The organism is Pedobacter sp. 05L430 (genome assembly GCF_056397585.1).
The window spans coordinates 170,733-183,801 of record NZ_JBFTNT010000001.1; the positions used below are offsets into that span (position 1 = coordinate 170,733).

Below are 13,069 nucleotides of genomic sequence, written 5' to 3' on the forward strand. Positions count from 1 at the left end.
GTCATGAGTGATAATTCAAAAGTATTAATAGGGCTTTTAGCCGGTTTGGCTGCGGGTGCAGCATTGGGATTACTTTTAGCACCTGAAAAAGGAAGTGATACCAGAGATAAATTAAGTCAATCATTAAAAGATCTTGGAGATTCTATCAGAGATAAAGCCGCAGATGAAATAAACCATCTGGCCAGTTTGAAAGATAAGGTTGTAGGGTCTGTTAAAAGCAAGCTTCGTCAATCTGAAGAGGAATTTGTTGACGATGTAGAACACGCTTAATAAACAAGCTTTAAACCAGCAGCATGGAGGAAAATCACGAAAATAAGGAAAAGGGCATTGAGGACTTATATGAAGATGCAAAGAGTTATTTAGATACCAGGGTCGAGTATACTCGCTTATATCTTGTGGAGAAGATTTCGAAGATATTTGCAGATTTGGTAACCAATGCTGTAGTAGCTATATGCTTTATACTTGCTTTCTTGTTTGGTACCTTTACGTTAGCCTTATTCTTGTCAGACCTGCTTGGAAGCTATGCAAGGGGTTTTGGTTGTGTGGCATTAATCTATGTCTTTTTGGCGCTGATTGTTTATTACACGAAAGAAAAATACATCGAGAAGGCAATAATTAACTTTACTATCAGAAATTACTTTAACAAATTGGCGGATAAGGATGAAGAAGATAAGAAGATATAATATTCGGAACCTGGAAGACCTGCACGCAACGGTAGCTAGCCTAAAGGCTGAATATACAATGCAGGAAGAAGTATTGTTTAATGACACCAAAGTGTACTTCAGGCAGTTTACTTTAGGAGGATTAATTAAAAAATATGCAACTCCGTCAGCTTTTCTTAAGATGGATGATAAACTGAATCTGAGCAGTAGCGTGATGTCTTATATCTTGCCTTTTATTATGAATACTACATTATTCAGAGGATCCGGGTTTCTTACTAAAACCCTTGTTGGACTGGCATCGAATAAAGTAGGAAAAACCTTAGATGCAGAACATTTGTCAGCTATTTTTAATTCCGTTAAATCGTGGTTTACTGGTTCTAAGAAAAAGAAAGAGAAAGAAGGCGCGGATGTTGATTATGGTATTCCACCTGACAGTGAAACGTATTAAAAGAGAAAAGGGAGTTGTTTGAACTCCCTTTTCTCTTTTAACAACTAAACCGTTGTCTTTATTTTCAATTCTTTCAATTGCTTTTCATCAATTGTAGAAGGGCTATCAATCATAACATCCCTACCGGAATTGTTTTTAGGGAAAGCAATTACATCACGGATGGTATCAAGACCAGCAAAAATAGAGCATAGTCTATCGAATCCAAATGCAATGCCGCCATGTGGTGGAGCGCCAAACTCAAATGCGTCCATTAAGAATCCAAATTGCTTTTGTGCTTCTTCAGCTGAAAAACCTAAATGCTTAAACATTAATGCCTGTAAAGCCCTGTCATGGATACGAATTGAACCACCGCCAATTTCAGTTCCATTTACCACCATATCATAGGCATTTGCTCTTACTTCTCCTGGTTTAGAGTCTAAAAGATCAATGTCTTCCGGCTTAGGAGAGGTGAATGGATGGTGCATTGCGTGGTATCTCTCGGTCTCTTCATCCCATTCCAATAGAGGGAAGTCGAGTACCCATAAAGCGCTAAATTTATTTTTATCGCGTAAACCCAAACGATTCCCCATCTCTAAACGTAGCTCGCTCAATTGTTTGCGCACTTTGTCTTGAATGCCAGCCATAACTAATACTAAATCACCCGGCTGAGTATTAAACGCTGCTGACCATTTCTTTAGCTCGTCTTCATTGTAAAACTTGTCTACAGATGATTTTAATGAGCCATCTTCATTGTGTCTTAAATAAATGAGCCCTGTCGCACCAATTTGGGGGCGTTTGATGAAGTCTGTAAGCTCATCAACCTGTTTGCGGGTATAGCCGGCACAACCTTTTGCGTTAATACCAACAACCAGTTCTGCATTGTCAAAAACAGGGAAATCTTTGCCTTTAACCAGGTCGGTAATCTCAACGAATTGCATGTCAAAGCGGGTATCGGGCTTATCAGAACCATAAAAACGCATTGCATCTGCATATTGCATTCTTGGTACTTCCGGTAAATCAAAATCTTTAACTTCTTTAAATAAAGTGCGGATCAAACCTTCAAAAGTATTTAGTATATCTTCCTGCTCAATGAATGACATCTCACAGTCTATCTGGGTAAATTCAGGTTGCCTGTCAGCACGTAAATCCTCGTCTCTAAAACACTTCACAATTTGGAAGTATCTATCAAAGCCAGATACCATTAACAATTGTTTAAAGGTTTGCGGAGATTGCGGAAGTGCATAGAACTCACCTGCATTCATACGGCTTGGAACAACGAAATCCCTTGCGCCTTCAGGCGTAGATTTAATAAGTACCGGTGTTTCAACTTCTATAAAGTCTAATCCATCTAAATAACGGCGAACTGCCTGCGCCATTTTATGGCGTAATATCATGTTGTTACGAACCGGATTTCTACGCAAATCAAGGTAGCGGTATTTCATTCGTAAGTCATCACCGCCGTCAGTTTCATCATCTATTAAAAAGGGAGGTAGTTTAGCTGCATTTAATATTTCAAGGGCAGTGATTTTTATCTCAACCTCTCCTGTTGGCATTTTAAGGTTTTTGTTAGAGCGTTCTACCACCAATCCGCTGGCTTTAATTACAAACTCTCTTCCTAAACCACGGGCAGCTTCACATAATTCACGATTATCATCCATATTGAAAACCAATTGGGTAATCCCGTATCTGTCACGGATATCTATGAAGGTCATGCCTCCTAAATCTCTTGATTTCTGTACCCAACCGCAAAGGATTACATTTTCTCCTAAGTTCTTAATGGTTAAAGCGCCGCAAGTAGTTGTTCTTAACATTATTAAAATTATTAAGCGGCAAAAATATTCATTTTGAACCACATATTTTAAATGCTGGCGATTTTACTTGCTATATTTAATTGATTATCTGTTTGAATTAAGAAAAAAAGTCATGACTATGCTTAGAAGAGGTGAGGATGGTAGCCTGTAAAATCAAGAAAATGAAAATTTTTTAATACTACATGCAACGTTTTAAAAAAGTAGTTGTCATATTAAACGAATCAGAAAAACATTGGAAACAGTATACATAGATAAACACGTAGAGTTAGTTTCCGATTGCCGACAAGGCAATCGGAAAGCACAATTTGAAATTTACAAATTGTATGCTAAAGCTATGTACAATGTAGCTCTGAGGATAGTTAATCATGAAGCCGAGGCAGAAGACGTTTTGCAGGAGGGGTTTTTAGATGCCTTTACAAGAATAGAAACCTTTAGAGGCGAAACTACTTTTGGATTATGGTTAAAGCAGATCATCATTAATAAATCAATTAATCAGCTGAGGAAACGAAAAGCAGAATTTATAAACATTGATGAAGTAGATATTGCGGATACCGAGGCAGAGGATGAAGAAGATTTAGAATTTAAGGTAAATGAAATCAGAGAGGCCGTGGCCAGGCTTCCAGATGGATATAGGGTGGTGTTAACGCTGTACTTATTTGAAGGATATGACCATGAAGAAATATCACATATCCTAAAAATATCAGAAAATACATCACGTACACAGTATATGAGAGCCAAAATGAAGTTGAACGGCTTATTAGAAAAGAGAGGAGCATAAGATGAGCAAAAAGTTAGAAGAGTATATTAGAGAACATAAAAAATCTTTTGATGTTGGAACACCATCAGATCAGTTGTGGGGTAAAATTGAAACAGCATTAGACAAAGAAAAAGTAAAAAAGCCTTTGAGGGTGCCGTTGTGGTTCGCTATAGCTGCATCCCTGATCGTGGTGATGACAGTTACTTTTATATATACTTATCGTAACAGGGAAACAGGTGTAGAAATAGCCGATGTAAATCAGGGATATGCGCAGAAAGAGATGAAATTTGCCAGCCTTATTGCGCAGAAAAAAGATAGCCTGATGGTTTATGCACAGGAAAATCCAAAACTATACAGTGAGTTTAGTGCCGATTTACAAAAACTGGGCGCCGACTACGAGAACTTAAAGAAACAGTTGGAGAGCAGCCCAAATCAGAAGCTAGTTGTGAGAGCGATGGTAAAGAATCTTGAGCTTCAGCTACAGGTAATAAATCAGCAGTTATCTATTATTAACGAGGTCAGTCAATATAAAAGGGAAAATAAAATATGAAAAATTTAGGGGGAATTCTTGCAGCCCTGCTGCTTGTATCAAGCTTTGCCAATGCACAATCTGTAAATATTGAAAGTAACGGAAATACAGAACTGGCCGTTAATGTTTCGCAGAAAACAAACATCAATATTGAGGCGCCTGTAAGCTTTGTGCAAAGCACAACTGAAGCGGATGATGATCCGATGAGATCAAAAACATTCAGCAAAACATTTCCTGCAGATAATTCTGATAAAATTATACTGAGTAACCAATACGGATCAATACTGGTTAAAGTATGGGACAGAAAAGAAGTAAAAGTAGATGTTGATATTAAAGCTTACAGCAGCAATGATGCAGAAGCCCAGAAATTGTTGGATAACACTACCATAGAAGCCGGAAAATCTGGAGACCAGATTGTTTTTAAAACCACAATGGAGCAAAAAAATGGCAATTGGGGCAATGGAAGTCGAAATGGTCGAAGGTGGCGCAGAGAAGTGAAGATTAATTATGTTGTTTACATGCCCGCATCAAATGCATTAACCATGTCGCAAAATTATGGTGATGTAACTATGGGTGACCTAAACGGGCCACTCTATGTAAAAGTACAATATGGCAATTTCAAAGCGCAGAACTTAAATAGCACCAATAACTACATCTCTGTTCAGTATGGCAACAATAATGTTCAATCTGTAAACAAAGCCATTGTGAAACACCAATATGGATCGGGATTAACTATAGGCGCAGCCAATACGCTTGACATCGATGCCCAATATGCCGCAGTTAATGTAACCAACATTAAAGGAAATGCAATTATTAAGCAACAATATGGTTCAGGCCTTACCCTAGGATCTGTAGAAAACCTTGACCTTGATGTTCAATATGCGAATGTTAATATAAATGCCATTAAGGGAAATGCCAAAATCAGACAGCAATATAACAATATCAGCATTTCATCAGTAGGCAATCTGGATCTGAATGCCCAATATACAAGCGCCAGCATTGGAACTTTAAGAGGCGATGGAAAGTTCGATATGCAATACAACAAACTAAGTATTGATGAGGTAACCAATGGTTGCAAATTGCTAACTGTTGACGGTGGATACCTAGGTATCTCTATTAATTTTAACAATTCATTTAATGCCGATTTTGATGTGCATACCAGCTATGCTTCATTTAATTATGGCGACAGGGTTTCTGCAAGAATTACTGATGGAGGAGATAGAGGGTCGACAACTAAAAACTATACCGGTAAAATAGGTAATGGAGGTGGTGCCAGAGTAAAGGTCAATTCTGATTACGGGTCAGTATCATTTAAATAAAATTATAAACCAAACACTACAAAAGCTTGTTGATAATTCAGCAAGCTTTTTTTATATCTTAGCTTCAAAATATAATTTAAAAACTATGGAATTTTTGAGCAGCCCGGAAGCTTGGATATCACTACTGACCCTGACCGTTTTAGAGATCGTTTTGGGGATAGATAACATTATCTTTATTTCTATCCTGTCGGGCAAATTGCCAGCTGATCAGCAAAAAAAAGGCAGACAATTGGGCTTGGCTCTTGCAATGATTACCCGTGTTCTTTTATTATTGTCACTTACCTGGGTGATGACATTAACATCCGAATTGYTTAATCTAGGCAATTTAATAGGTGTTTCTAACGCAGAATGGTTAGCAAAACTTTCGATATCGGGGCGTGATCTAATCCTTATTGTAGGGGGGCTCTTTTTAATTTATAAGAGTACTCATGAAATACATGATAAACTGGAAAGTGAAGAAGAAAAAGAAATAAAGGGGAAGGTTCACTCCTTTGCCGGTGTAATCATTCAAATTTTGCTTTTAGATATTGTATTTTCTTTAGACTCGGTAATTACTGCCGTAGGCATGGCAGAACACGTTGAAATAATGATTGCTGCAGTTGTTATTGCTGTGATTATAATGATGTTCTCGGCTAGTGCAATCAGTAATTTCGTAAACGATCATCCTACTGTAAAAATGCTTGCTTTGTCATTCCTGTTGTTAATTGGTGTTTCGCTATTGGCAGAAGGTTTAGATCAGCATATTCCTAAGGGATATATTTATTTCGCTATGGCTTTTTCAGTTTTAGTAKAGATGCTGAATTTGAAAATGAAGAAAAATGCGAAAAAACCTATTGAGTTGAGAAATACCCCTCGTGAAGAGGAAACTAAAAACTAATACCATTAATGATTTCTTTTTTTGAAGCCTCCCTTGCTGAGCTTTCCATACATAGAATTGGAAATAAATCGCAAGACGAATTTTACGTGTTGTCTGAGCAGTCTGTAGCAATACAAGACAATATGTTGAGCAACCTATTACAGCAGTATTTTCTTGGTCCGTACGAAAAGGTAAACGAGATTTATCGTTTCTTTCATCCCAACTCAGATCTGAACTTAAATGAAGTATATCATTTTGCGTCAGAAATATTTGAAAAAGGCGAAACCTTTCACGAAAACAGTAAAGAACTTGCTAAATACCTGTACGATGTATCAGGGCATCCGAAAATAAAATCGGGAGAGCTTTATCTTGCCTATTTCGAAAATGTGCAGATAGAAGGTGAGCTTCATGATGCTATTGGTATCTTTAAATCAGAAACTAAAGAGACTTATTTAAAAGTATATCCAGAAAATAGCGGATTTGGTTTAAGCTACGAACAGGATGCTATTAACATCAATAAGCTTGATAAAGGCTGTCTTATTTTTAATACCGATAAAGAAGAAGGCTTCAGAGTAGCGGTGATAGATCAAACAAACCGTAGTGCAGAGGCTGTTTACTGGAAAGATGAGTTTCTGAAATTGAAAACGAGAAATGATAATTTCAACCAGACAAACAATGTATTGGGTGTATACAAAAACTTTGTTACGGAGAAACTGGATCAGGAATTTGATATCTCTAAGGCCGATAAAATAGATTTATTAAACAAGTCTATGAAATACTTTAAAGAGAAAGAAAGCTTTGATATTGATGAGTTCTCGAATGAAGTTATTGGCAATTCTGAAGGGATTGAGGCCTTTAAAAACTATAAGAAAAATTACGAAGAAGAATTTGATGCACCTATTCCAGATAGTTTTGATATCTCAGGCGCTGCGGTAAAGAAACAGGCGCGTGTTTTTAAAAGTGTGCTTAAACTGGATAAGAACTTTCATATTTATATCCATGGAGATAAAGAGCTGATAGAAAAAGGTTTCGACGATGATAAATCTATGAATTACTATAAGGTTTATTTCAGAGAGGAAGAGTAACCGGCTTTGGCATTATAGTTAAAATGTTTGTCGGTAATTAATAAATAATTGTAGTTTAGTGGTAAGCCAAATATCCTAAACTATAATATGAACGTTGAACCACAAAAGAATAGCATTTTCAAAGTAATTGGGGCGTCGTCCCTGGGTACACTAATCGAATGGTATGATTTCTACATTTTCGGCAGTCTGGCCACCATTATCGGATCACAGCTTTTTCCTGCAGATGCAGGAGCTTCAGCATTAATAAATACCCTTGCAATATTTGCTGCTGGGTTTATTGTGCGGCCGTTTGGTGCTTTGGTGTTCGGCCGTTTGGGCGATCTTATTGGTCGAAAATATACTTTTCTTTTGACTCTGGTACTCATGGGTGGATCAACCTTTCTTATTGGGCTTATCCCGTCCTATTCCAGTATTGGTTATGCTGCGCCAATTTTGGTGTTGATTTTACGATTGATACAAGGCCTTGCCCTTGGTGGTGAATATGGCGGAGCCGCTACTTATGTGGCTGAACATGCCCCTGCAAATAAACGTGGTTTCTTTACCAGCTGGATTCAAACTACGGCAACCGGAGGATTGTTCCTTTCATTAGGGATAATTGTGTTAACTAAAAACCTGCTAGGTGCCGAAGATTTTGCTGCCTGGGGTTGGAGAGTTCCATTCCTATTATCCATTTTACTGGTAGGCGTTTCCATTTACATCAGAATGAAAATGCATGAGTCGCCAATGTTTACTAAATTAAAAACAGAGGGCAATATATCTAAAAATCCATTGAAAGAAAGCTTTAGCCACAAAGCAAACTTTAAAATGGTGCTACTGGCTCTTTTTGGTGCAACCATGGGGCAAGGGGTTATTTGGTACACCGGTCAGTTTTATGCCCAATCATTTATTGAAAACACTTGTAAGGTCGATTTTAACGACTCCAGATACATTCTTTTGTGGGGTATAGCCTTTGCAACGCCTTTCTTTGTAATATTCGGTTCATGGAGCGATAAGGTGGGTCGAAAGTGGATTATGCTGACAGGGATGTTGCTGGGGATTATCTTTTACCGGCCAATATATCAGATATTCCTTGATGATACAGATGTAACCAAGATCGAGCAGAAAGATATTAAAGAAATTTCCAATCCTGCGGTAACAAAAACCTTGATTGAGAATACTTCAGATAGTTTAATTACCACCGCATCTCAGGTTACTTTATTAAGTGGAGCGTCGTTTACAAAAATACAGGCGCATACTAAATACGCTGATTTAAGTAAGCCTGAAAGTATTTCGCCTGATGCTTTTAAGGATAAAAAGCTTTCTACTCCTGTTTTCTGGAAATTTGTGTTCCTTATTTTCTTTCAGATTTTGCTGGTAACAATGGTATATGGTCCTATCGCTGCATTTTTAGTAGAGTTGTTCCCAACCAAAATAAGATATACATCCATGTCGCTGCCATACCACGTGGGTAATGGCGTATTTGGGGGGTTGGTGCCGTTTATTGCAACGCTTATAGCTAGTTTCTCGGGTTCTACGCCATTATCTGGCTTGTGGTATCCAATTGGAATAGCCGCATTAAGTTTTATTATAGGGGCGATTTATTTATCGAATAAAAAGCCGGACCATGGCGAGGCTGATCATTAATCAATTAAAAGAGAAATTACCATGAACGGATTAAAAAAAGCATTAGGAATATTCTGGATCTTACTAGGTCCGGCATCTATCATATTTATGTTTATACAGGCTATTGAAAAAGTAGGCCTTGCCCCAGAAGGAGTGGCAAAAACAAACACAGCTTTACAGTGGGGTATTATCCTGTTTATTTTTATCCCCATCAGTGCAGGGCTTGTTGTTTTCGGCTACTATGCCCTAAAAGGGGAGTACGATAAACTTCCGGAAGATTAGTCTACAATACCCTTAAGAGCAAGCCTTTTAAATACTCACCTTCTGGAAAAGAAATGCGCACAGGATGATCTTCGGGCTGACTAAACTGCTTAATGATTTGCACTTCCTTACCTGCATCTAATGCTGCCCAGGCGATAATCTGTTTAAAAGTTTCAAGATCTACTGCACCAGAGCACGAGAAAGTAGCAAGGATACCACCGCTTTCAAGCAGAAGCATGCCAAGTCTGTTTAAGTCTTTATAGGCACGTGCAGCTCTGTCTAATGCAGAACGTGATGGTGCATATTTTGGTGGATCAAGTACTAAAACATCAAATTTCTTACCCTCTTCTTTAAATACACGCAGTTGCTTGTTTACGTCGGATTGGATGCTGGTTTGTTTATCCTGCGAAAGTCCGTTAAGCGTAAGATTGTGCTGCAGTGTTTCTATGGCAAGAGCAGAGCTGTCTACACTGGTTACATGAGATGCACCTTGTTTTAAGCTGTTTAATGAAAAACCACCGCTATAACAGAAACAATCCAATACCGTTTTGTCCTTAGTATATTCCGCAAGAATTAATCTGTTGTCTCGCTGATCGCAATAGAAGCCTGACTTTTGCCCATCCGCAATATTGATGTGGTAAACAACTCCATTTTCCTTCACTTCAATAAACTCGGGAGGTGTCTCTCCCCATAACAACCCTTGTGTAACCTCCAGGTTTTCGTGTTTACGTGCTCCGGCATCGCTTTTATCAAATATTCCGATGGGGTTTAACTCTTCCCTTAAAATATCGATGATATCATCTTTTACTGTTTCTATACCTGCACTTAAAATCTGCAAGGAAAGGAAATCAGCATATTTGTCTACAATTAAGCCCGGTAAAAAATCAGCCTCACTAAATACAAGCCTGCAGGTATTGGTATTCTCACTTAATACGTGTTTGCGGGACGCAATTGCGCTTTTAAGCTTTTGCTGATACCAGGCTTTGTTTACTTCGGTATTTTGGTCCCATTCTAGCAGGCGCAATGCCACTCTGGATTGGTCGTTGTAATAGGCATAAGCCAGAAACTCTTTCTCTGCCGACCATACTGATACAATCTCGCCATTTAAAGGCTTACCTTTAACTTTATCAAGTGCACCGGAAAAAATCCAGGGGTGGCGAAGTACGGCAGCTTTTTCTTTGCCTTTTTTGAGTATTACATCGATCATGGCACAAAGATAAAAAAAAGGGGGGCTAGCAGCTACTTTTCTTTGCTTAATGCCATTTTTATAGCTAACGAAGCCAAAACACTTGCCATAAACCATTTCTGGATTTTTACCCAGCCCGGGCTTTTTGAAAAGAACAGCGCGACTTTTGAGGCAGTTAGTACGATGATAAAGTTAATCGTAAAGCTGATGCTTACTTGGGTAATGCCGAGTTGCAGGCTTTGTATGAATACAGAACCATATTCCTGTTTTATAAAGTAAGGAAAAAAAGATAAATAGAATACAGCAACTTTAGGATTCAATACAGTGGTTAATACCCCGATTTTGAACAATTTGGCTGGTTTGTCATTAGCCAGGTCTTGTCTGACTTCAAAAAGACTTTTTCCGTTTGGCTTAATTGCCTGATAGGCCAGGTACAACAGATATAGTACCCCCAGTGTTTTAATGGTAGTGTATACAAAAGGGACGGCAAAGAGTACAGCTGTTAGACCTGCAGAAACCATAACAATGTGAAAGAGAAAACCAGATATGATTCCTGCCAGTGAAATTAACCCCGATCGTTGTCCCTGGGTAATGGAACGGGATATTAAATAGATCATATTTGGACCGGGGCTGATCACAAGGATCAACGCGGCCAGGGCAAAATAGGAAATCTCTTTAAACGGTATCATTGGGGTTGGAATTGTTATGTTAAGGGGCCTTGCTTTACAAATATATGCAGAAGAGCAGAGATATGATAGGCAGTATTGCCGAGAAGTTGTAATTTTATCGCATGGAAGAAATAACCTGGAATGATTTTGAAAAAGTAGAACTTCGGGCAGGAACTATTCTTGAAGTCTTTGATTTTCCGGAGGCGAGGAAGCCAGCTTATAAAGTAAAGGTAGATTTTGGCGCGCTTGGAATCAGAATGAGTAGTGCCCAGATTACAGCACATTATACTAAAGAAGAGTTGGTTGGTAAACAAATAGTAGGAGTGGTTAATTTTCCTAAAAAACAGATAGGGAAATTTATGTCAGAGTTCTTGGTAACAGGCTTTGCTGACGAAAATGGAGATATTGTATTAACAGCCCTAAATGGTAAAGTGCCTAATGGCAGTAAATTGTGCTAAATGAGTTATTATAATTTTTCAGAAGAAGAGAACCCTGCCGCAGAAGACGAGCATTACATGCTTTTAGCGCTTCAGGAAGCTCAAAAAGCATTTGACGCAGAAGAAATCCCAATTGGAGCAATAGTGGTATGTAAGGGCAGGATAGTGGGGCGCGGGCATAATTTAACCGAACAGTTAAATGACGTAACTGCACATGCAGAAATGCAGGCATTTACAGCAGCTTCGCAAACTCTTGGTGGCAAATATTTAAAAGATTGCACCCTGTATGTAACCGTTGAGCCTTGTGTAATGTGCGCAGGCGCAAGCTATTGGGCACAAATAGGTCGCATCGTTTACGGTGCCCCGGAACCAAAAAGAGGTTTTACGACCAAAGGAGCATCTTTATTGCATCCAAAAACAATTCTGCAAGGAAATGTTTTGGCCATGCAATGCGGAAATCTGATGAAACGGTTTTTTATAAATAAAAGGGGTTAATATTGACAAATAATTGAACAAAACTTAACCTCCGAATGTTATATTTGCTCAGTTGAATTGTTTTCTGGTGTTTAATCCTAAACTTTTGAAACACAATTGAACCAGGATTGTCCGAAAATATTTTTTAAACTTAAATCATAAATAATATGGCTTTTGAATTACCTGCGTTACCATACGCAACAGATGCATTAGAACCGCATATCGATAAACAAACTATGGAAATTCACCATGGTAAACATCACCAGGCTTACGTTACCAACTTAAATAAAGCTTTAGAAGGCAAGCCGGAAGCTAGCCAAAGCATCGAAGAAATCGTTAAAAACATTTCTAAATTTCCTGCTGCTGTTAGAAACAATGGCGGCGGTCATTATAACCACTCTTTATTCTGGGAAGTTATTGGTCCAAATAAAGGCGGCGAGCCTAAAGGTGAATTAGCTGAAGCAATCAATGCAGCTTTTGGATCTTTCGCTGATTTCAAAACTAAATTTGCTGAAGCAGGTGCAACCCGTTTTGGTTCAGGATGGGCTTGGTTAAGCGTTGGTGCTGATAAAAAATTAGTAGTTTCTTCTACTCCTAATCAAGATAATCCATTAATGGATATCGCTGAAGTAAAAGGTTCACCAATTTTAGGTATGGATGTTTGGGAACACGCTTACTACTTAAAATATCAAAACAGACGTCCTGATTATATTGCAGCTTTCTGGAATGTAGTTAATTGGGATGCTGTTGCAGAACGTTTCAAAAAAGCATAATTTACATAAACTTCCGTCAGACGGAAACTATATAAAAGGCCCCGATGCGAATCATAGGGGCCTTTTTTGATTTGCGTTATCTGAACAAATGAACAGTCTATTAAAATATATTCATTCGCTAACGGCGTTTTCTGATAAAAGCTGGGAATTGCTTCAACCTGCGTTAAACAAAAAAGAGTTGAAGAAAAATGAGTTCCTATTAAAAGAGGGACAGGTCTGTAA

The 13,069-nt window shown here is 38.3% G+C and carries 16 protein-coding genes; 13 read left to right on the plus strand and 3 right to left on the minus strand.

Going from position 1 to position 13,069, the window contains the following annotated elements; all coding sequences use genetic code 11:
* The first annotated feature begins 3 nt into the window (after positions 1 to 3).
* The 3 genes from AC1DG9_RS00810 to AC1DG9_RS00820 are packed head-to-tail and all read left to right on the plus strand — an operon-like array spanning position 4 to position 1,110.
* Positions 4 to 270, plus strand: a complete 267-nt coding sequence (locus tag AC1DG9_RS00810) for a YtxH domain-containing protein (protein WP_048908192.1) — start codon at positions 4 to 6, stop codon at positions 268 to 270.
* 23 nt (positions 271 to 293) lie between these two features.
* Positions 294 to 683 carry a phage holin family protein gene (locus AC1DG9_RS00815; RefSeq protein ID WP_172662283.1) on the plus strand — a complete coding sequence of 130 codons (390 nt, stop codon included), beginning with the start codon at positions 294 to 296 and terminating at the stop codon, positions 681 to 683.
* Positions 661 to 1,110, plus strand: coding sequence for a hypothetical protein (locus tag AC1DG9_RS00820; RefSeq protein WP_172662282.1), 450 nt, complete (start codon positions 661 to 663; stop codon positions 1,108 to 1,110). The genes AC1DG9_RS00815 and AC1DG9_RS00820 overlap by 23 nt, the downstream gene beginning before the upstream one ends.
* Before the next feature lie 44 nt (positions 1,111 to 1,154).
* Here AC1DG9_RS00820 and aspS read toward each other — a convergent pair whose 3' ends face one another.
* The gene (gene aspS, locus AC1DG9_RS00825; RefSeq protein ID WP_337717052.1) at positions 1,155 to 2,900 is read right to left on the minus strand and encodes an aspartate--tRNA ligase; all 1,746 of its coding nucleotides are present in this window, start codon (positions 2,898 to 2,900) and stop codon (positions 1,155 to 1,157) included.
* Between the two features lie 232 nt (positions 2,901 to 3,132).
* Between aspS and AC1DG9_RS00830 the strand changes: the two genes are divergently transcribed.
* From AC1DG9_RS00830 to AC1DG9_RS00860, 7 genes are all read left to right on the plus strand, one after another.
* Positions 3,133 to 3,678, plus strand: a complete 546-nt coding sequence (locus tag AC1DG9_RS00830) for an RNA polymerase sigma factor (RefSeq protein WP_172662280.1) — start codon at positions 3,133 to 3,135, stop codon at positions 3,676 to 3,678.
* A gap of 1 nt (position 3,679) precedes the next feature.
* Positions 3,680 to 4,207 carry a hypothetical protein gene (locus AC1DG9_RS00835; RefSeq protein ID WP_337717050.1) on the plus strand — a complete coding sequence of 176 codons (528 nt, stop codon included), beginning with the start codon at positions 3,680 to 3,682 and terminating at the stop codon, positions 4,205 to 4,207.
* Positions 4,204 to 5,505: a hypothetical protein gene (locus tag AC1DG9_RS00840; protein ID WP_337717048.1), complete on the plus strand. Its 1,302-nt coding sequence runs from the start codon at positions 4,204 to 4,206 to the stop codon at positions 5,503 to 5,505. The genes AC1DG9_RS00835 and AC1DG9_RS00840 overlap by 4 nt, the downstream gene beginning before the upstream one ends.
* A gap of 85 nt (positions 5,506 to 5,590) precedes the next feature.
* Positions 5,591 to 6,382, plus strand: a complete 792-nt coding sequence (locus AC1DG9_RS00845; protein WP_477634220.1) for a TerC family protein — start codon at positions 5,591 to 5,593, stop codon at positions 6,380 to 6,382.
* A gap of 8 nt (positions 6,383 to 6,390) precedes the next feature.
* Positions 6,391 to 7,446 (plus strand): nucleoid-associated protein, encoded by a 1,056-nt coding sequence (locus AC1DG9_RS00850; protein WP_172662278.1) that lies wholly within the window; start codon positions 6,391 to 6,393, stop codon positions 7,444 to 7,446.
* Between the two features lie 87 nt (positions 7,447 to 7,533).
* Positions 7,534 to 9,069, plus strand: coding sequence for an MFS transporter (locus tag AC1DG9_RS00855; protein ID WP_337717046.1), 1,536 nt, complete (start codon positions 7,534 to 7,536; stop codon positions 9,067 to 9,069).
* Positions 9,070 to 9,090: 21 nt separating this feature from the next.
* Positions 9,091 to 9,330 carry a DUF6814 family protein gene (locus AC1DG9_RS00860; protein WP_048908201.1) on the plus strand — a complete coding sequence of 80 codons (240 nt, stop codon included), beginning with the start codon at positions 9,091 to 9,093 and terminating at the stop codon, positions 9,328 to 9,330.
* A gap of 1 nt (position 9,331) precedes the next feature.
* Here AC1DG9_RS00860 and AC1DG9_RS00865 read toward each other — a convergent pair whose 3' ends face one another.
* Positions 9,332 to 10,516: a class I SAM-dependent rRNA methyltransferase gene (locus AC1DG9_RS00865; protein ID WP_172662276.1), complete on the minus strand. Its 1,185-nt coding sequence runs from the start codon at positions 10,514 to 10,516 to the stop codon at positions 9,332 to 9,334.
* Positions 10,517 to 10,548: 32 nt separating this feature from the next.
* Positions 10,549 to 11,184 carry a LysE family translocator gene (locus AC1DG9_RS00870; RefSeq protein ID WP_172662275.1) on the minus strand — a complete coding sequence of 212 codons (636 nt, stop codon included), beginning with the start codon at positions 11,182 to 11,184 and terminating at the stop codon, positions 10,549 to 10,551.
* A gap of 101 nt (positions 11,185 to 11,285) precedes the next feature.
* Between AC1DG9_RS00870 and AC1DG9_RS00875 the strand changes: the two genes are divergently transcribed.
* From AC1DG9_RS00875 to AC1DG9_RS00885, 3 genes are all read left to right on the plus strand, one after another.
* Complete coding sequence (locus AC1DG9_RS00875) at positions 11,286 to 11,621, plus strand: tRNA-binding protein (protein ID WP_172662274.1); 336 nt, start codon at positions 11,286 to 11,288, stop codon at positions 11,619 to 11,621.
* On the plus strand, positions 11,622 to 12,095 hold the full coding sequence (locus AC1DG9_RS00880) for a nucleoside deaminase (protein WP_172662273.1): 474 nt from the start codon (positions 11,622 to 11,624) through the stop codon (positions 12,093 to 12,095). It begins immediately after the preceding gene.
* A 146-nt stretch (positions 12,096 to 12,241) separates the two neighbouring features.
* The gene (locus AC1DG9_RS00885; protein ID WP_172662272.1) at positions 12,242 to 12,847 is read left to right on the plus strand and encodes a superoxide dismutase; all 606 of its coding nucleotides are present in this window, start codon (positions 12,242 to 12,244) and stop codon (positions 12,845 to 12,847) included.
* The last annotated feature ends 222 nt before the right edge of the window (positions 12,848 to 13,069 follow it).